This window comes from Streptosporangium sp. NBC_01469 (assembly GCF_036227305.1).
GTDB lineage: Bacteria > Actinomycetota > Actinomycetes > Streptosporangiales > Streptosporangiaceae > Streptosporangium.
On the sequence record NZ_CP109465.1, the window covers coordinates 8363230 to 8382363 of the forward strand.

Genomic DNA, 19134 nt, shown 5'->3' on the forward strand with positions numbered 1-19134 from the left:
TACATGTAGACGTTCTACATGTAGAGTGTCTATAGGTAGACAGACATAACAACGGAGGTGAGACCGTGGACGTGCTCGACCTGGCCCGGACACAGTTCGCCGTGACAGGGAGCCTCCACTTCCTGTTCGTCGTGCTGACCCTGGGCCTGGCCCCCCTGATCGCGATCATGCACACCCGCTACGCCGTCACCGGCAAGCCGGTCCACGAACGGGTGACCCGCTTCTGGGGCCAGATCTACGTGATCAACTACGCGCTCGGCATCCTCACCGGGCTGGTGATGGAGTTCCAGTTCGGTATGAACTGGAGCGGCCTCTCGCACTACGCCGGGGACATCTTCGGCGCGCCGCTCGCGATCGAGACGCTCGGCGCGTTCTTCCTGGAGTCCACCTTCCTGGGCCTGTGGATCTTCGGCTGGCACCGGCTGCCCAAGTGGCTCCACGTGGCGTGCATCTGGGTGGTGACGCTGACCGCCTACGTCTCCGCCTTCTGGATCATGGTGGCCAACTCGTTCCTGCAGAACCCGGCCGGAGCCGTGGAGCGGGACGGCCACCTGGTCCTGACCGACTTCGGCGCGCTGCTCACCAACCCGACGCTGATCATGGCACTGCCGCACGTACTCGGCGCGGGCCTGTGGACCGGCGGTTTCGTGGTGATGGGGGCCAGCGCGTACCAGCTGTTCCGGCGCACCGCCGAGCGGGAGTTCTTCACGAGCTCGCTCCGCACGGGAGTGATCACCTCGCTGGTCGGCTCGCTGATCACGGTCGGCTTCGGCCACGCCCAGTTCTTCGTGGTCGAGACGGTCCAGCCGGGCAAGTTCGACGGCGGGGGCCTGGCCACGCTGTCACTCGGCTTCATGATCATGATTGGCGAGCTGCTCAACCTCCTCATCGTGCTCATGCTGGCGCCGACCGTGTACTGGCTGCCGCGCTGGCGCCGGCTACACCCCGTGCTGATGGCGATCACCCCACTGCCGTTCGTGGCGGCGATTCTCGGCTGGCTGGCCAGGGAGTCCGGCCGGCAACCCTGGTTGATCAACGGAAAGCTGACCGTCGCCGACGCCATGTCCCCCGGGCTCACCTCCGGAATGGTCACCGTCTCGCTCATCGCCTTCGGCGGCGTGCTCGCCCTGCTCGCGGTGATCGACTACGTGCTGATCGCCCGCACTGTGCGGCGCGGTCCCGCCGCCGTCACCCTCGGCGCGGACGCGCCGGCCGACCCCACCGAGCGCGCGCACGCGCTCAGCCACTAGAGCTTCTAGGGAGAGACCGTGGACATCCTCTGGCTAGGCGTGTTCGCACTCCTGCTGATCGGCTACTTCGCCCTGGAGGGCTTCGACATCGGCCTGGGCATGCTGCTCCCCGTACTCGGCAGGACACAGCGGGACCGGGACGGGATCGTCGCCGCCATGGCGCCGTTCGTCCTGGCCAACGAGGTGTGGCTGGTGGCCGTGGCGGGCGTGCTGTTCGGCGTGTTCCCCTCGATCGAGGGAGATGTGCTGTTCGGCCTCTATCCGCTGGTGGTCTCCCTGCTGGTGTCGTGGATCGTGCGCGACGCCGGGCTCTGGTTCCGCCGCCGCGCCGACGGGGGCGCGTGGCGGGCGACCTGGGACTGGGCGATCGTCGTCGGCTCGTACGGCCTGGCGCTGAGCTGGGGCATGGCCCTGGTCGCGGTGGCCGGCGGCCTGACGGGATCCGCGATCAGCCTGCCGGGACTGGCGGGCGGGCTGGTGGTGGCCGCGCTGCTCGCCTTCCACGGCTGGACGTTCGCCTCGTGGCGGCTGCCAGGCCGGGTGACCGGCGCGCGCCGCACCGGGCGGGCGCTCCTGCTCTCCGCGTGCGCCGCCGCGGCGCCCGTCGCGGTGCTGCTCGCCGTACTCGCCCCCTGGCTGCTCGACCGTACGGCGCCCGCCGGGACGCTAAATGTGTTGAGTGTCATGATTCTGCCCTTCGCGCCGGTCATGGTGGGTGGGCAAGTATGGGTGTGGCGGACGTTCGGCCCCGGGCGCGCCGCCTCCGATCGGGTTCCGTCGTTCTTCTGAGCTCCCTAGGGTTGGCATGCACAAGGATCTCGTACGGCTGGCACTGGGCGAGCGGGCCGTCCGCCGTCACCTGGCCGTGTGCCTGGCCGCCGCCGTCCTGACCGGGCTGCTCGTCCTCGTCCAGGCGGAGCTGCTCGCCGGGGTGCTGTCCGGGCGGTTCGCGGCCCCGGCCCTGGTCCTGCTGGCGCTGGTCGTCGGCGTCCGGGCGCTGCTCACCCTGGGGCAGGGGATCGCCGCCGGGCGCATGACCACCGGGGTGAAGTCCGCCCTGCGGCACCGCCTGCTGGCGCGGCTGCGGGATCTGGGCCCCGTCAGGCCGGCCTCCCAGCGCTCGGGCGAGCTGGTGACCCTGACCGGCCGGGGTCTGGACGCCCTCGACCCCTACCTGTCGGGCTACCTGCCCGCGGTGGCCGTCGCGGGCGTCGTGCCGATCGCGGTGCTCGTCCGGTTGTTCACCGCCGACCTGGCCAGCGCGGTGATCGTGCTGGTCACGCTGCCGCTCATCCCGATCTTCGGGGCGCTGGTCGGCATGCACACCAAGGCCGTGACCGAACGCCAGTGGAAGGCCCTGTCCCGCCTCGGCGGGCACTTCCTGGACGTGGTCAGGGGCCTTCCCACGCTGCGCGCCTTCGGCAGGGCCCGCTACCAGGCGGAGGTGATCCGGCGGGTGGCCGACGCCCACCGGGTCGCGACGATGCGCACGCTGCGGGTGGCGTTCCTGTCCTCGCTGGTGCTGGAGCTGGCCGCGTCCCTGTCACTGGCCCTGGTCGCCGTCCCGGTGGGCCTGCGGCTGCTGTCCGGTTCCCTGGACCTGTCGACCGCGCTGCTGGTCCTGCTCCTGGCACCGGAGGCGTACCTGCCGCTGCGCAACATGGGTGGCAGGTTCCACGCGGCGATGGAGGGGGTAGCCGCCGCCGACGAGGCGTTCTCCGTACTCGACGGCGAGACCGGGGCGGCGAAGGTCTCGGGGACCTCAGAGGTCCCTGAGGTCTTCGAGGTCTTCGAGGTCCCCGAGGTCTCCGAGGCGGGGCTTCCGCGCGACGGGCAGGCGGGCACGCGTACGGCGGCGGGAACCCCGCGGAAACCGGGACCTGGACCGGAATCGGGACCGGCGCCGGGATCCGGGGCGGGAAGGGCGCCGGAGATCCGGCTGGAGCACGTCACGGTGCGCTACCCGGACCGGGAGGAGGCCGCGCTGGAGGACGTGTCGCTGGTGATCGCGCCCGGTGAGCGGGTGGCGCTGGTCGGCGAGAGCGGAGCGGGCAAGAGCACCCTGCTCCACCTGCTGCTCGGCTTCGTCACCCCCTCGGAGGGCAGGGTGCTGGTCGACGGTGCCGAGATCGGTGACCACGACTCCTGGCGCGCGCGACTGGCGTTCGTACCGCAGCGCCCGCACCTCTTCGCCACCTCGGTGGCCGACAACATCGGGCTCGGCGCCCCCGGCGCGACCATCGGCGAGATCAGGGCCGCGGCGCGGGCCGCGCAGGCCGACGAGTTCGTCACGGCGCTGCCGGAGGGGTACGACACCGTGCTCGGCGAGCGGGGGACGAACCTGTCGGCCGGGCAGCGGCAGCGGGTCGCGCTGGCCCGCGCGTTCTGCCGCCCGGACGCCGGGCTGCTCCTGCTGGACGAGCCGACCGCGCGACTCGACGGCCGCAGCGAGGGCGCGGTCGTGAGCGCGACCCGCGACCTCGCCGAGGGCCGCACCGCCGTGATCGTCGCCCACCGGCCCGCGATGATCGACCTGGCCGACCGGGTGATCCGGATCGCCGACGGCCGCGTGGTGGCCGGGGAGAGACCCCGGGCGGGGACACGAGAGGAGATCTCCTCGTGACCGACGCCGACGGGATCCCGGCGGGCCGAGCGGGTGGACGACCGGCGCCCCGGACAGACGAACGACCGGTGGACCGAACCGACGGGCGACCTGCGGGCCGGACAGACGAACGGCCGACGGGCCGAACCGGCGGGAAGCCGGTGGACCGGACCGGCGGGCGGCCGACGAGCCAGACCGACGAGGAGCCTGTGAACCGAACCGGCGGGCGGCCGACGAGCCGGACCGACGAGGAGCCGGTGGAGCGGACAGGTGAGCGACCGGCGAGCCGGACCGGCGGGCGGCTGGTCCTCGCGGCGGCGGCGGGGGCGGCGGCCGAGCTGGTCGGGCTCGGGCTGATCGGGTCCGCCGCCTGGCTCATCACCAGGGCCGCCGAGCAACCGCCGCTGGCGGCGCTGAGCGTGGCGATCGTCGGGGTGAGGGCGTTCGCGACGACCAAGGGCGTCTTCCGCTACGGGGAGCGCCTGGCCGGTCACGACGTGGCTCTGCGGGCCCAGGCGACGACCAGGGAGCGGCTCTACCAGGCGCTCATCCCCGCGGGATCGCTGAACCAGCGGGGGGCCGACCTGCTCAGCCGCATGGTCGACGACACCGACGCGGTACAGGACCTGCTCGTACGCTGCCTGCTCCCGGCGATCGCGGCGCTGGTCACCGCCGTGGCCGCGGTGGTGATCGGGCTGTTCCTGCTCCCGGTGGCGGTGCCGGCGCTCCTGGCCGGGCTGCTGGTGGCCGGGGTGCTGATCCCGGCGGGCACGGCCGCCGCCGCGCGGCGCTGGTCGGCGCGGATCGCCCCGGCGCGGGCGGACCTCGCGGCCCGGGTCGCCGACCTGGTGCACGGGGCGGCCGACCTGGCCGCCTACGGGGCGGACGAGCGGGCACTGGCCGCCGCCGCCGAGACCGATGCCCGGCTGGCGGCGCTGGAGCGCAGGCAGGCGCGGGCGAACGCGGTGGCCTCGGCCCTGGGCCTGCTCACCCAGGGGCTGACCGTGGCGGCCGTCGTCCTGCTGGCGAGGAACTCCGGGGCGGGAGCCGTGACCACCGCGGTGCTCGCGCTGATCTCGCTGGTGTGCTTCGAGCCGGTGCTGCCGATGGCCGCGGCAGGGGAGCGGCTGACCGGGGTGCTCGCCGCCCTGCGCCGCCTGCGGGAGGTGGGCGCGACCCCACCGGCGGTGGCCGACCCGGCCGTTCCCGTCGCGGTCCCCGACGGGCCGCCCACCGTCGACGTCGAGGACCTGGTGGTCCGGCACGGCCCCGGACTTCCCCCCGCGCTGGACGGCGTCAGCCTGACCCTCACCCCCGGCAGGCGCGTCGCCCTGGTCGGCCCCAGCGGCGCGGGGAAGAGCACCCTGCTGTCGGCCCTGATGCGCCTCGTCGAGCCCGAGTCGGGGACGATCCGGATCAGCGGGGTGGACGTCCGGGAGCTGGCCGCCGACGACACCCGGCGGGTGATGACCGGGCTCACGCAGGATCCGTACGTGTTCCAGACATCGGTACGGGACAACCTGCGGCTGGCGGGCCCGGAGGCCGGTGACGGTGAGCTGGCCGAGGCGGTGCGGCGAGCACGCCTGGACCGGTGGGTGGAGCGGACCGGCTGGGACGCGGTGCTCGGGGAGGACGGGCGTACGGTGTCCGGGGGCCAACTGCAGCGGCTGGCTCTGGCGAGGGCGCTGCTGCACGACCCGCCGGTGCTGCTGCTGGACGAGCCGGCCGAGGCTCTGGACGAGACGACGGCGGACGCGCTCATGGCCGACCTCCTGGACGCCACCCACGGCCACACGACGCTGCTCGTCACGCACCGCCTGCGCGGGCTGGAGCCGATGGACGAGATCGTCGTGCTGGAGAACGGTTCGGTGACGCAGCGGGGCACCCACCGGGAGCTGGTGTCCGCTCCCGGCTACTACCGCGACCTGTGGCGGTCGGAGGCGCTGACCGCCGGGCGCTGAGCACCCCCGAAGCGCTTCCTGACCGCGTTCGAAGAGCCGCGTTCAAAGCCACCCGGGTGGGGGCGGAACTATGGGCGATACCCGCCCCCACCTGCGCATACGGTCCACGGCGATCCACCGTCGTCCTACTGTCCGGTAGAGCCCGGTAGAACGGGCGTGGCGGCGTGTGCTTCGGACGTACCGGCCGGCACCTGCCTACGGCCTTCCACGTCGCCTCTCAGCCCCGAGCGGCGGCACAACCGCCGTGACAATCAGTCTCCATTTCCGGAACAGGGGGCGCGTTTTCCAGAAAATCCCTGGTCGAGGTGATGTAGGCGGAGCAGAGAAGCTTGCCGAGGCGCGCCGCTTGGCCATCGCCTAATCGCCGGGTAGGAACACCCATCGCATTCACGCTGCGCTCCAGGGCCACGCCCGAAACCGCTACCACCGCTTCGCCGTGCCGATCGACCCAGCGGAACGCCTTCCAGAGCAGCGCACGAGCGAGGGGGCCGAGACCCGCCGCCACGGTACGAGACCCGCCCCGGCCGGTGGCCAGGCGGCTCAGCTCCCAGATGGCCGGATCACGAGGAGCCGCACCACCGCGCAACGTCTCGGAAAAGACCTCGGGGAGCATGTAACGGCCGTCGGTGGGCAGCAGCCGGCAGCACCCCGTGACCTCCTGGCAGTCCACCCGATAGCTGATCACGTAGACCGGATCGCAGTCATCGTAGAAATCGCGTTCCATGCCGTGAACGCTGTCGACGTCCCAGCGCAGGCGCTCGTAGAACACTTCGTGCCGCAAGCGGAACATACCATCGAGCAGCCACGCCGGCAGTTCGCCCGCGCGGCCGACGATAATTCGCTGGGCGCACAACCTCGGTGGCGGATCGTCCACGAGAACCCCTGAGAAATGACCGGCTTTCCCGCCGATTACTTTTTCTCCTTGTTCGTGGCATCCCGCTGTTCGGATTGGCCGGGCTGTCGCTTGCCGGTCTCGCCCGGTGCCACCGCACGACGGAGGTCGGAAGCGCCAACACGCCGACCGGGTCCGGCTGGGAAGAGCCCAACAGCCGTTCGTACCATTTCAGGGCCGCCGCGTATTCGGTGACCGGAATTCCCGCGTACAGATCGAAGGCCGTTCCGCGATCATACGGGCTTCGTCTGGCCCCATGACCCCGCCGGATCCGGCCGCGCCCACATCTTCGTACACACCCGGCTCAGCTGACGAACGGCGGCCGCCATATCAGGAGATTCGAACTCCTGGCATCCTGCCCGCGAAGCGAGAGAGCGGTATCTCGGGAATCCCCGGACGACGGGGCCCGGACATGAACGCGCCGCCGGGGTCGTGGCACATGTCCACGACCCCGGCGGCGCGCCCGCCCCTGAGCCGTTACTCGCCGGTCTTCTCGGCGAGGGTCACGGTGACGGTGCCGGGCCGCCCGTCGCGGACGTAGGCGATGGTCACCTGCTGGCCGGGCTTGAAGCCGCGGACGGCTCCGACCACGGTGGCGGCCTCGTCCACGACCGTGTTGTTGATCTTGGTGATCAGGTCGCCCTGCTCGATGCCCGCCTTGGCCGCGGGGCTTCCCTCGGTGACCTGGCCGACCAGGGCGCCGCCCGCGTCCCCGGTGGCGTCGGTCACGCTCACGCCCAGGAAGGCGTGGGAGACCTTGCCGCTCTCGATGAGCTGCTGGGCGACCTGGTTGGCGGTGGTGATGGGGATGGCGAAGCCGACGCCGATGCTGCCCTCCCCGCCGTTGGTGGCGATGGCGGTGTTGATCCCCACCACCTGCCCGGCCGCGTTGACCAGCGCCCCTCCCGAGTTGCCGGGGTTGATCGCCGCGTCGGTCTGGATGGCGCCGCCGATGGTGGTGCTCCCGCTTCCGCTCTGCTGCTGCCTGCCCCAGCCGGGCGGGAGCTGCTGCTGGCCCTGGTCGCCGCCGACGGTCAGGGTACGGTTCAGCGCGCTGACGATCCCGGCGGTGACCGAGCCGGACAGGCCGAGCGGGCTGCCGATGGCGAGGACGGAGTCACCCACCTTCAGCCGGTCGCTGTCGCCGAGCGAGGCCTTGGTGAGGCCGGAGACGCCCTCCGCCTTGATGACCGCGAGGTCGGTGGCCGGGTCGGTGCCGATGATCTTCGCGGTGGCGGACTTCCCGTCGCTGAACTTGACGGTCACCTGGCTGCCCGGACCCCCCTGGCCCCCAGCCTCCACCACGTGGTTGTTGGTCAGGATCAGGCCGTCGGCCGACAGGACCACCCCGGACCCCTCGCCCCCACCGGCGGCGGTCCTGATCTCGATCGACACCACGGAGGGCTGGACGGCCTGGGCGATGTCGGCGACCGTGGTCACGTTGCCGACCTGGCTGACCACCGGGCTGGACGACGAGACCTGGGCGGTGGCGCTGCCGTTGAAACTCGTCGCGACGAAGGCCCCCGCGACTCCGCCACCGACGGCCATGGCCGCCAGTGCGAGACCGGTGCCTATCCTCTGCCCGGCGGTGAGCCGTCCTCGCTGCGGGGGGACCGCCCCCGGTCCCCCCGCTCCCCCGTATCCCCCGGGCCCCCCGGCCCCTCCGGGCGCCTCGGCGGCGAGCTGTTCCGGCACCGGGTGGATCAGCGTCGGCTGCGGCCCGGTGTCGGCGCCGGCACGGTAGGCGCCGGCGCGCGGCGGAACCTTGCCGAACTGGGTCCAGCCGTCGTTCCCGGGGGTCGCCTCGGCCGGTGTGCCCTGCTGCTCATTCCTGTTCGGGTCCATGTCTTCCCCCAAGTCCTACATCCCCCCGGTTCGACGGGGCGGAAGCCGGTGCTCACCGGTTAGGGAAAACAATGCCCGACCGCACGTAAGCCCAGGTTAAGAGCCTGAACGCGATGATCGGAATCCTCTGACAACGGCTTTATCCGCCGTGCTCAGCGAGGGTCACGATCATTGGAAATCACCGGGCGAATACTTTGCGGCCACCCCTCGCGGACCCCGAAGACCTCCGCCGGGCAGGCTCAGGAGGGGGTGGGCCAGTACTCGTCGCGCAGGAGGCGCTTGTAGAGCTTTCCGGTGGGGTGCCTGGGCAGTTCCTCGCGGAAGTCGACCGACCGGGGACACTTGTAGGGCGCGAGTGCCGAGCGGCAGTACTCGATCAGCTCGGCCTCCAGCTCCGGGCCCGCCAGGTCCATGGAGACCGGCTGGACGACGGCCTTGACCTGCTCGCCCATCTCCTCGTCGGGGACGCCGAAGACGGCCACGTCCACCACCTCGGGGTGGACGGACAGCACGTTCTCGGCCTCCTGCGGGTAGACGTTGACCCCGCCGGAAATGATCATGTAGGAGCGGCGGTCGGTGAGATAGAGGAAACCCTCCTCGTCGAGGTAGCCGATGTCCCCGAGCGTGGTCCAGCCCCGGCCCTTGGGATCGCGCGAGGCCCGCGTCTTGTCCTCGTCGCCGTGGTAGACGAACCGAGGGCCGTCGGAGAAGTAGACCGTGCCGTGCTCGCGCGGCGGCAGCTCCTCGCCGTCCTCGTCGCAGATGTGGACGACGCCGAGCATCGGGCGGCCGACCGTGCCCCGGTGCGCGAGCCAGTCCTGCGACCCGGCGTACAGGAGGCCGTTGCCCTCGGTACCGGCGTAGTACTCGTGGATGATCGGCCCCCACCAGTCGATCATCCGTTCCTTGACGGGGACGGGGCAGGGGGCGGCGGCGTGGATCGCGCAGGTCAGCGACGACAGGTCGTACCGCGCGCGGGTCTCCTCGGGCAGCTTGAGCATCTTGATGAACATGGTCGGCACCCACTGCGAGTGGGTGACGCGGTGTCTCTCGATGAGCGCGAGCGCCTGCTCGGGATCGAACCTCTCCATGACGACGAGCGTGGCGCCCATCCGCTGGAAGCTCATGCAGTAGCGCAGCGGGGCGGCGTGGTACAGCGGCGCCGGGGAGAGGTAGACGCTGTCGGCGGAGGGCGCGAACAGGAACCGGATGAGCTGCAGCAGCGCCCCCGGGGTGTCCAGCGGAGCCTTGGAGAGGTTGGGCTTGATGCCCTTGGGCCGTCCGGTGGTGCCCGAGGAGTAGAGCATGTCCGCGCCCTGGCACTCGTCCTCGACGGGGGTGGCGGGGTGGGCCGCGACGGCCTTCTCGTACGAGTCGAAGCCGGGGGCCACGCCGTCCAGCATGAGCCGGAGCCCGACGCCCGGCGTGAGGTCCGCGATGGAGACGGCCACGTCCGCGAGGGCGGCCGAGGAGACGAAGACCCTGGCTCCGCAGTTGTCGACGATGTAGGCGAGCTCGTCGGTCTTCAGGCGTGAGCTGATCGCGGTGTAGTACAGGCCCGAGCGGTGCGCGGCCCACGCGACCGCCAGGAACAGCGGGTGGTTCTCCAACATGAAGGCGACGTGGTCACCCGGCCGCAGCCCGGCGGCACGGAGGAGGTGGGCGAGGCGGTTGGACTCCTCGTCCAGCTCGCGGTAGGTGACGACCCGCCCGGAGTCCGCCATGATCACAGCGGGCTTGTCCGGCGAGACTGCTGCGATCGCTCCCGGGTGCATGAAACCGAACATTACTCGGCGAGAAGTTCGGTGAGAAGTGCCCGCGCGGCCGGGCCCCCGGCGCCGGTCTCAGCCCCTTCCGAGGCCTTCCGAGGGCTCCCCCAGGCTCCTCCCGGACCCTTCCGAAGCCCTTCGGAGGCCGTGCGCGGCTGGGCCGCGACCTCGCGGACGAGATCGCGGCCCAGTGGCGATCAGGCCCTGCGGGGGCCTGACCGTATGGATCAGGCGTGGCTGTAGATGTGCTCCCAGCCACTCTGGTAACCGTTGGGGTGCCCCTGGTCGCCCCGGCTCACCTTGACGTAGATGTGCTCGGCGTCCTTACCGGAGAAGGAGTAGAAGCCGGGCTTCTTGGAGCAGTTCTTGAAGCTCTTGAAGGTGGTCGAGCCGTCGAAGCCCACGACCTTGAAGGTCTCCCACGCACAGAAGTGCTTGGGCTTGCTCCACCACTTGTGGTTGGTGAGCTTGCTACCGACGGTGTAGTGGTATTCGTGCTCCCACTTCCACGCGCGCTTCTTGAACCACTGCTTCACCCACTTGCACTTCTTTTCACCCTTGTACCAGGTGCACTTCTTGACGATCTTGGAATACTTCTTCCAGTACCAGTGCTTCTGTGATTTCTTCTCCACGGCGACCTTGCCTTCGGCCTCCGCCTTCTCGTCACCGGAGTAGTACGGTCCCCAGCTGTCGACGAAGAAGGGGGCCGCGGAGGTGGTCGCGGCGACGGTCTGGACGGGGGTCACGGTCGCGGCGCTGGCCATCGCCGGGGTAGCCGTGGTGAGCAGGGCGGCGACACCGGCGCCCAGGATGATTCGGCTGGCGAATCGCATTTCGAGGGGTTCCTCTCGGGAGTGAGGATTTTGACACCCAAGTTGTACGACGCGCCGATTGCCCGTCACTTTCACTTCACTTAAAAGACAAGGCCACGCCAATGATCAAATCAGATTACTTACCGGACAAATCATGAAATAAGGGTAAATGATCAGTGTGGCAATCCGGTCAGTTACGCGCGAGACGACGGGCGACCGTATCACCCAGGGTCTGCACGAGCTGCACGACGACGACCAGCACGACAACGGTGACAATCATGAGCGTGGTCTCGAAACGCTGGTAGCCGTAGCGGATGGCCAGGTCCCCCAGCCCTCCCCCGCCGATCGCCCCGGCCATCGCCGAGTATGAGATCAGCGCGACCACGGTCACCGTGAGCCCCGCGACCAGGCCGGGCATCGCCTCGGGCAGCAGGACCTTGCCGACGATGGTCACCCGCCCGGCCCCCATGGCCTGGGCGGCCTGCACCTTGTCCCTGCCGACCTCGCGCAGCGCGGTCTCCACCAGCCGGGCGAAGAACGGCGCCGCGCCGAGCGTCAGCGGGACCACCGAGGCGATGGTGCCGATGGTCGTGCCGACGATCAGCCTGGTCAGCGGGAGAATCGCGATCATCAGCACGATGAAGGGCAGCGAGCGGCCGATGTTGACGATCAGCCCGAGCACCCGGTTGAGCGCGGGCGAGGGGAACAGCCCGCCCCGGTCGGTGGCGACCAGCGCCACCCCGAGCGGGAGGCCGAGGATCACCGTGAACAGGGTCGACCACAGGACCATCTGGACGGTCTGGCCGGTCGACTCCAGCAGCAGCGGGAACATCTCTTCCCAGGTCATCGGGCCTCCTCGACGAGCAGGCCGCGTTCGGCCAGGTAGGTGAGCGCGGCGGCGCGCTCGTCACCGGTGACGAGCAGGCGCAGCCGTCCCGTCGAGAGGCCCGCCACCTCCTCCAGCGCCCCGCCGAGGATGTTGACGTCCACGTCGAACTTGCGGACCACCTGCGAGACCACCGGCTCGCCGGCCTGCCCGGTGAAGGTGATCGTGACGTGCCCCGGCTCCGGCTCCGGGAGGGGGAACAGCTCCGCGGCGAGCCTGGAGCCGGGCCTGGAGATCAGCTCGGGGATGGTCCCCGACTCCTCGACCAGGCCGTCCCGCATGATGGCGACCGAGTCGCAGATCGACTTCACGACGTGCATCTCGTGGGTGATCAGCAGGATCGTCAGGTTGAGCTCGCGGTTGAGGCGCTTGAGCAGGGCCAGGATCGACTGCGTGGTACCGGGGTCGAGCGCCGAGGTGGCCTCGTCCGAGAGCAGGACGGGAGGGCTTCCGGCCAGCGCGCGGGCGATGCCGACCCGCTGCTTCTGCCCGCCCGACAGCTGCGCGGGGTGCGCCCCGGCCTTGTCGGCCAGCCCGACCAGCTCCAGCAGCTCGGCCGTACGCCTGACGCGCTCGGCCTTGGCCACCCCCATGACCTCCAGCGGGAAGGCGACGTTCCCGGCGACCGTGCGGGAGGAGAGCAGGGCGAAGTGCTGGTGGATCATCCCGATCCGCTGCCGGGCCCTGCGCAGGTCCCCCTCGCCCAGGCCGGTCAGCTCCTGCCCCGCCACCGAGACGGTGCCGGAGGTGGGCCGCTCCAGGAGGTTCACGCAACGCAGCAGCGTGCTCTTTCCGGCACCGCTCTGCCCGAGAACGCCGTATATCTCACCCTCGCGGACGTGGAGATCCACACCGTCGACGGCGACCATCTCTCGGCCCCGATCCTGATAGACCTTCCGCAGGCCAGACACATCGATCACAGCTGGTCCCCAACGCGCCCCTCATTTGCCCTCATTCCCGACATGTTATGTGAAACCGATCACCCGTCACGAACATTCGTCTCCGGTCACTACCGGTACGGGTCCCGCAGGGGGACGACCCGCTGAGCGAAATCCTCCTTGATCGCCCGCATCCGCTCCCCGGGCGCGTAGAAGCGGCCCTTGGTCTCCCCGTACGGCGTCAGCCAGCCCTTGGCCGCCAGGTCGCGCAGGTCCCTGGCCGCCTGCCCCTGGCTGAGCGACTCGTCCAGCTGGTATCTGCTCCGGCGCAGCCGCCGGTTGACGAACACCTCGTAGAGCGCCGAGACGGTCCGGGTGTTGAGCCCGTCGGCGTCGACCCGCTCCTCCAGGAGCATCCACACCTCCCCCGCCTCGGCGAGCCTGCGCCCGACCCGCTGAGCCTGGAGGTGGTGGGCGCGCAGGCAGAAGCGCACCCAGTGCAGCGTGTCCCCGTGCGGGCTCCAGTGCCGCCGCTGTATCTCGGCCAAAGCGTCGTAGTAGTCGTAAGTGTTCCTGTCCTGCCCCAGCCACTCTTCGATGGAGGAGAACTCCGGGGTCGTGATCCGATCTCTGCCGAGCACGAGTGTCTGGAGCGCCCGCGACATGCGGCCGTTGCCGTCCCGCCAGGGATGGACGCTCACCAGGTTGAAGTGGGCCATCGCCGCCCGCACGTAGCTCGGCGCCTCCAGGTCGCCCTCGTTGAGCCAGCCGACCAGCTCGGCCATGAGCTCCGGCACCCGTTCGGCGTCGGGCCCCTCGTAGACGACCTCCCCGGTGGCGGAGTTACGGACGTAGATGCCACCGGGCCGCACCGCGCCCGGCGTCTTGTCGTGGTGGTGACCGATCATCATGAAGTTGAGCGCGTGGAGCAGGCCGGCGTCGAACGCGAAGACCGGCGCCCGGGAGAGTATCTGGATGTAGGTCAGCGCCTGCTGATACCCGGAGATCTCCCTGGCGACCGCGGCGGAGGTGTCCAGGGGCTCCTCACCGGCCATGATGGACTCGATGTCCTCGACGCTGGCCCGGTAACCTTCGATCGAGTTGGAGCCCTGGATGGCCCGCGCCTGGAGCTGGCGCCGGAGCTGGCCGTCCCAGCGGTGGGGCTCCGCGAGGCGGTATTTCAGGTCGCGGCGCAGCTCTTCGATCTCGCCGAGGACCGCTTCGTCGACGGCCTCCAGAGGAGGCGTTCCGTACAGCATGGAGCCCATGCCAGCATAGACGAATCATTTGGTCAAGCGACTTAATGATTCGTCCATTTATATTCGTTACGTCTGTTCCGTCCGAGAGTGCCCCGGCCCGGACACGGCGAGACGGCCCGCCCTCTCCGAGGAGAGAACGGGCCGTCCCGGAGGGCACGGGTCAGGCTGCGGCGTGCTCGGCCACCTTGGCCGAGGTGAGCGCGATCTCCAGGACCTCGCGCACGTCGCTCACCGTGTGCACGGTGAGCTCGTCGCGGACGGCCTGCGGGACGTCGTCCAGGTCGGGCTCGTTGCGCGCCGGGATCAGCACGGTCGTGATGCCCGCCCGGTGGGCGGCCAGCAGCTTCTGCTTGACCCCGCCGATCGGGAGCACCCGGCCGGTGAGGGAGACCTCGCCGGTCATCGCCACGTCACCGCGGACCTGCCGGCCGGAGAGCAGCGAGGCCAGGGCGGTGATCAGGGTGACGCCCGCGGACGGGCCGTCCTTGGGAACGGCTCCGGCCGGGAAGTGGACGTGCACCGAGCGGTCCTTGAGGGAACCGACCGGCAGCTCCAGCTCCGCCCCCCGCGAGCGCAGGTAGGAGAGCGCTATCTTGGCCGACTCCTTCATGACGTCGCCGAGCTGGCCGGTCAGGATCAGGCCGGTGTCGCCGGTCTCGGGGTCGGCCAGGGACGCCTCCACGTAGAGGACGTCACCGCCCGCCCCGGTGACCGCCAGGCCGGTGGCCACGCCGGGCACCGCCGTACGCTGGCTGGACTCGGGGAGCGAGGACTCCGGCACGTTGCGCGGGCGGCCCAGGTAGGGGACCAGGTCCTCCACCGTCACGGGCAGCTCGCTCTCGCCGAGCGCGACGTTGGCCGTCACCTTGCGCAGGATCCTGGCGATCGAGCGCTCCAGGGACCGGACCCCGGCCTCCCTGGTGTACTCACCGGCGAGCTTGCGCAGCGCGCCCTCGCCGACGGTGACGTCCTCCGCGGTGAGACCGGCCTTGTCGAGCTGGCGCGGGAGCAGGTGGTCGCGGGCGATCGCGACCTTCTCGTCCTCGGTGTAGCCGTCGAGCGTCACGATCTCCATGCGGTCCAGCAGCGGGCCGGGGATGGCCTCCAGCACGTTGGCGGTAGCCAGGAAGAGCACGTCGCTGAGGTCGAGCTCCACCTCCAGGTAGTGGTCGCGGAAGGTGTGGTTCTGCGCCGGGTCGAGCACCTCGAGCAGCGCGGCCGTCGGGTCGCCCCGGTAGTCGGAGCCGACCTTGTCGACCTCGTCGAGCAGCACGACCGGGTTCATCGAACCGGCCTCGCGGACGGCCCGGACGATCCGGCCGGACTGGGCGCCGACGTAGGTGCGCCGGTGACCGCGGATCTCGGCCTCGTCGCGCACGCCGCCGAGCGCGACCCGGACGAACTTGCGGCCCATGGCGCGGGCCACGGACTCGCCGAGGGAGGTCTTGCCGACCCCGGGGGGACCGGCCAGCGCCAGCACGGCGCCGCTGCGGCGCCCGCCGACCACGCCGAGGCCCTTCTCGGCCCTGCGCCCGCGGACGGCCAGGTATTCGATGATGCGGTCCTTGACGTCGTCGAGGCCGGTGTGGTCGGCGTCGAGGACGGCGCGGGCCGCGGCGATGTCGTAGGAGTCCTCGGTCCGCTCGTTCCACGGGATGTCGAGGACGGTGTCGAGCCAGGTGCGGATCCAGCCGGTCTCGGGAGACTGGTCGGAGGTCCGCTCCAGCTTGTCGACCTCCTTGAGCGCGGCCTCGCGCACCTTCCCGGGCAGGTCGGCGGCCTCGACGCGGGAGCGGTAGTCCTCCTCCTCGGAGGAGGTGTCGCCGTTCAGCTCGGCGAGCTCCTTGCGGACGGCGGCGAGCTGCTGGCGGAGCAGGAACTCGCGCTGCTGCTTCTCCATGCCCTCCTGGACGTCCTTGCGGATCGTCTCGGCCACGTCGAGCTCGGCCAGGTGCTCGCGCGACCACTCGACCAGCTTCTCCAAGCGGTCGGCCGGGTCGGCGGTCTGGAGGATCTCGGCCTTGCGCGGGGTGCTCAGCCAGGGGGCGTACCCGGAGTTGTCGGCGAGGATCGAGGGGTCGTCCATCTGGTTGACCGCGTCGACGACCTGCCACGCGCCCCGCTTCTGCAGGATCGTGGTGGCCAGGGCCTTGTACTCCTTGGCGAGCTCGTGGGCGCGCTCACCCGCCGCGACGGCGGGGATGCGGGTGGCCTGCACCCACAGGGCCGCGCCGGGGCCGGTCGTGCCGGTGCCCACGCGGACCCGGTCGACACCGCGCACCACGGCCGCAGGCTCCCCTCCGGGGAGCCTGCCCACCTGCTCGACGATCGCCCTCACGCCCACCGAGCCGTATCGACCGTCGATCCGGGGAACGAGAAGGACCTCGGGCTTGTTGTCAGCGAGAGCCTGTGCCGCGTCGATCGCGGCCCGGACTTCGGTCTCCGACAGGTCAAGCGGGACCACCATGCCCGGCAGCACGACCTCGTCGTCGAGCGGCAGGACCGGGAGGATCAAGCTCTCACTCATGTGAACTCCAAGGGTTGAGTTATACACACTCAATTAATGGGAGCCAGCGAATGTTCCCGAGGTTGAGCGAGTTCGCTGTGAGCGATCGTAATCGTGTAATCGTTACTTTTAGTCATATTTTCCGACACTTTTTGTCACTCACCGTCACCATGTGACACCCGCGAACATCCGGACGGTCTTCCGGACACCCCGGTGGCTCCGTGGGGTGACGCCGAGATGTCGTCCCACGGTGGGACGCGGAGTACGTCCACGCTGCCTAGGCTGTTCCGATGACTCCCAGTCCCGCGCGGCAGTCCCTCGCACGGCGCACGCGGAGGGTGCGGGAGACCGCCGTAGGGCTGACCCACCCGCTCACCGAGGCGCTGGCGGCCGGCGCGTCCGATCCGGCCCGCCCCCGGCCCCGTGCCCGCGTCCGCGTGCCGAGAGCGCTTGAACTGCTGCCGTTCCCGACGATCGACCTGGTCCTGCTGGGCGACCTGCTGCTGACCTTCGCACTGTTCAGTTCCGGCCTGTCCTACCTCGAGAGCGAGGCGGCCGAGGCGCGCTCGCCCCTCGACCGGGAGGGGCTCGTGTTCGCGGCCCTGGCCTTCTCCCTGCCGCTCGCGCTGCGCGACCGGTGGCCGCTGGCCGCCTGGCGGTCCGCGGCCCTGCTCATTCCCCTCGGGACGGTCGTCTCACGGCAGTTCCTCAGCAGTGGCATCCCCTACACCGCGGCCGCCGCGGTCATGTACATGCTCGTGGTCTACTCGGTCGCGGTCCGCTGCGAGCGGCACATCACCGTGGGGGTGTGGATCGTCTCGGTCCTTGGCGCCTGGATGATCCATCCCGACTCGATGGCCGTCGTCACCGGCATGGTCACGGTGGCCGTCCTGTTCGGCTACAACGTGCGCGCCCGGCGGCTGGCCGCCGGGCTTCTGGCTCTGGAGGAGCGGCGCAGCGAGCGGGCGCTCGCGGCCCAGGCCGCGCTGGAGGAACGGGCCAGGATCGCCAGGGAGCTCCACGACGTCGTCGCCCACCACATGTCGGTGATCGCCATCCAGGCCGAGGCCGTCCCGCTGCAGGCGTCCGGGGACGCGCGGCGCCTGGAGGAGGGGCTGAAGGAGATCCGCGCGCTGTCCCTCGCGGCCATGACCGAGATGCGCCGCGTGCTGGGCGTCCTCAGGGAGGAGGACGGGTACGCCGACACCGCGCCGCAACCGGGCCTCGGCCGCCTGGAGGAGCTCGTCGGCACCGCGCGCTCCGCCGGGCTCACCGTGACGCTCAAACTGATCGGCGACCTGATGGGACTGCCCACCGCGGTGAGCCTGTCCGCCTACCGGATCGCCCAGGAGTCGCTCAGCAACGCCATGCGGCACGCCCCCGGCTCGACCGTCCTGCTGAAGATCGTCCGGTACGGCCCCGAGCTGCACGTCCAGGTGACGAACAACGCCGGGCACCGCTCCCCCGAGGAATCTGGACACATGGGACACGGTCTGATCGGGATGCGGGAACGGGTGTCCGTGCTCGGCGGGAAGCTCTGGGTGGGGCCGACCGGGACGGGCTTCGCGGTCACCGCCATACTGCCGATCACCGAGGACGCGTGACCTCCTCCCCCGGGCCGGAACCCGGGGTCTCCACACTCAAGGGGATTCGATGACGATCCGGGTGCTCATAGTCGACGACCAGGGCATGGTACGGACCGGTTTCACCGTGTTCCTGAGCTCGCAGCCCGACATCGAGGTCGTCGGCGAGGCCGCCAACGGCGCCGAGGCCGTGGCGCGGGTGGCCGAGCTGCGGCCCGACGTGGTGCTGATGGACGTGCGCATGCCGGTGATGGACGGCCTGACCGCCACCCGCCGCATCCTCGCCCCCGACGCCTACCCCGTTCCCGTCGTTCCCGTCGTTCCCGTCGTTCCCCCCGCGCCCTCGGCCGCTCTCGGACGGCCGGGCGCCGACCCCGTCGCGCCCGCGGGCTCCCCCGCGTCCTCCGGCCCGCCCGGCGATCCCGGCGCGCGGCCTTCCGTGCCGAAGGTGCTGATCCTGACCACGTTCGACCTCGACGACTACGTGTACGAGGCGCTGCGCGCGGGGGCCAGCGGCTTCCTGCTCAAGGACGCCTCCGCGCAGCAGCTGGCCGAGGCGGTCCGGGTGGTGGCGGCCGGGGAGGCGCTGCTGGCGCCCTCGGTGACCCGGCGGCTGATCGCGGAGTTCGCCCGCGTCGGCCCGAGCCGCCCGCGCGGGCGCCTGGACGACATCACCGAGCGGGAGACGGAGGTGCTCGCGCTCATCGCGCGGGGCAGGTCCAACCAGGAGATCGCCAAGGATCTCATGCTGTCGGAACAGACGGTCAAGACCCACGTGGGCCGGATCTTCGCGAAGCTGAACCTGCGCGACCGCGCCCAGGCGATCGTCCACGCCTACGAGACGGGCCTGGTCCGTCCGGGCGAGTGACACCCGCCGGCATCCGGCCGCGC

At 70.7% G+C, this 19134-nt stretch carries 14 protein-coding genes; 6 read left to right on the forward strand and 8 right to left on the reverse strand.

Annotation, left to right across the window (positions count from 1 at the left end):
* Positions 1-65 precede the first annotated feature (65 nt).
* The 4 genes from OG587_RS36360 (at position 66) to cydC (ending at position 5813) form a co-directional block, all read left to right on the forward strand.
* Positions 66-1250, forward strand: a complete 1185-nt coding sequence (locus tag OG587_RS36360; protein ID WP_329083328.1) for a cytochrome ubiquinol oxidase subunit I — start codon at positions 66-68, stop codon at positions 1248-1250.
* Between the two features lie 18 nt (positions 1251-1268).
* A complete protein-coding gene (locus OG587_RS36365) occupies positions 1269-2039 on the forward strand; it encodes a cytochrome d ubiquinol oxidase subunit II (protein WP_329083329.1) in 771 nt (256 codons plus the stop codon).
* A 16-nt stretch (positions 2040-2055) separates the two neighbouring features.
* Positions 2056-3873 carry a thiol reductant ABC exporter subunit CydD gene (cydD, locus tag OG587_RS36370; RefSeq protein WP_329083330.1) on the forward strand — a complete coding sequence of 606 codons (1818 nt, stop codon included), beginning with the start codon at positions 2056-2058 and terminating at the stop codon, positions 3871-3873.
* Between the two features lie 188 nt (positions 3874-4061).
* Positions 4062-5813, forward strand: a complete 1752-nt coding sequence (gene cydC / locus OG587_RS36375) for a thiol reductant ABC exporter subunit CydC (protein ID WP_329083331.1) — start codon at positions 4062-4064, stop codon at positions 5811-5813.
* Between the two features lie 217 nt (positions 5814-6030).
* On the opposite strand, the gene OG587_RS36380 is transcribed toward cydC, so the two are convergent.
* The 8 genes from OG587_RS36380 to lon all read right to left on the reverse strand — a co-directional run bounded on the left by OG587_RS36380 (position 6031) and on the right by lon (position 16681).
* Complete coding sequence (locus OG587_RS36380; protein WP_329083332.1) at positions 6031-6687, reverse strand: acyl-homoserine-lactone synthase; 657 nt, start codon at positions 6685-6687, stop codon at positions 6031-6033.
* A gap of 495 nt (positions 6688-7182) precedes the next feature.
* The gene (locus tag OG587_RS36385) at positions 7183-8550 is read right to left on the reverse strand and encodes a S1C family serine protease (RefSeq protein ID WP_329083333.1); all 1368 of its coding nucleotides are present in this window, start codon (positions 8548-8550) and stop codon (positions 7183-7185) included.
* A 239-nt stretch (positions 8551-8789) separates the two neighbouring features.
* On the reverse strand, positions 8790-10325 hold the full coding sequence (locus tag OG587_RS36390; protein WP_329083334.1) for an acyl-CoA synthetase: 1536 nt from the start codon (positions 10323-10325) through the stop codon (positions 8790-8792).
* A gap of 221 nt (positions 10326-10546) precedes the next feature.
* Complete coding sequence (locus OG587_RS36395; protein WP_329083335.1) at positions 10547-11152, reverse strand: hypothetical protein; 606 nt, start codon at positions 11150-11152, stop codon at positions 10547-10549.
* A 169-nt stretch (positions 11153-11321) separates the two neighbouring features.
* Entirely contained in the window at positions 11322-11978 is a 657-nt protein-coding gene (locus OG587_RS36400; protein ID WP_329083336.1) for a methionine ABC transporter permease, read from the reverse strand.
* Positions 11975-12937 (reverse strand): methionine ABC transporter ATP-binding protein, encoded by a 963-nt coding sequence (locus tag OG587_RS36405; protein ID WP_329083337.1) that lies wholly within the window; start codon positions 12935-12937, stop codon positions 11975-11977. The genes OG587_RS36400 and OG587_RS36405 overlap by 4 nt, the downstream gene beginning before the upstream one ends.
* A gap of 89 nt (positions 12938-13026) precedes the next feature.
* The gene (locus OG587_RS36410; RefSeq protein ID WP_329083338.1) at positions 13027-14154 is read right to left on the reverse strand and encodes a Fic family protein; all 1128 of its coding nucleotides are present in this window, start codon (positions 14152-14154) and stop codon (positions 13027-13029) included.
* A gap of 160 nt (positions 14155-14314) precedes the next feature.
* Positions 14315-16681, reverse strand: a complete 2367-nt coding sequence (gene lon, locus OG587_RS36415; RefSeq protein WP_329083339.1) for an endopeptidase La — start codon at positions 16679-16681, stop codon at positions 14315-14317.
* Between the two features lie 269 nt (positions 16682-16950).
* Between lon and OG587_RS36420 the strand changes: the two genes are divergently transcribed.
* Positions 16951-18264, forward strand: coding sequence for a sensor histidine kinase (locus tag OG587_RS36420; protein WP_329083340.1), 1314 nt, complete (start codon positions 16951-16953; stop codon positions 18262-18264).
* Positions 18265-18313: 49 nt separating this feature from the next.
* Entirely contained in the window at positions 18314-19111 is a 798-nt protein-coding gene (locus tag OG587_RS36425) for a response regulator transcription factor (protein WP_329083341.1), read from the forward strand.
* Positions 19112-19134: the final 23 nt, after the last annotated feature.

Excerpts from the sequence above, each read along its gene's own strand:
- cydD (WP_329083330.1), top strand. The coding sequence starts at position 2,056 with ATGCACAAGGATCTCGTACGGCTGGCACTGGGCGAGCGGGCCGTCCGC.
- OG587_RS36385 (WP_329083333.1), bottom strand. The coding sequence starts at position 8,550 with ATGGACCCGAACAGGAATGAGCAGCAGGGCACACCGGCCGAGGCGACC.
- OG587_RS36390 (WP_329083334.1), bottom strand. The coding sequence starts at position 10,325 with ATGCACCCGGGAGCGATCGCAGCAGTCTCGCCGGACAAGCCCGCTGTG.
- OG587_RS36395 (WP_329083335.1), bottom strand. The coding sequence starts at position 11,152 with ATGCGATTCGCCAGCCGAATCATCCTGGGCGCCGGTGTCGCCGCCCTG.
- OG587_RS36400 (WP_329083336.1), bottom strand. The coding sequence starts at position 11,978 with ATGACCTGGGAAGAGATGTTCCCGCTGCTGCTGGAGTCGACCGGCCAG.
- OG587_RS36410 (WP_329083338.1), bottom strand. The coding sequence starts at position 14,154 with ATGCTGTACGGAACGCCTCCTCTGGAGGCCGTCGACGAAGCGGTCCTC.
- lon (WP_329083339.1), bottom strand. The coding sequence starts at position 16,681 with ATGAGTGAGAGCTTGATCCTCCCGGTCCTGCCGCTCGACGACGAGGTC.
- OG587_RS36420 (WP_329083340.1), top strand. The coding sequence starts at position 16,951 with ATGACTCCCAGTCCCGCGCGGCAGTCCCTCGCACGGCGCACGCGGAGG.
- OG587_RS36425 (WP_329083341.1), top strand. The coding sequence starts at position 18,314 with ATGACGATCCGGGTGCTCATAGTCGACGACCAGGGCATGGTACGGACC.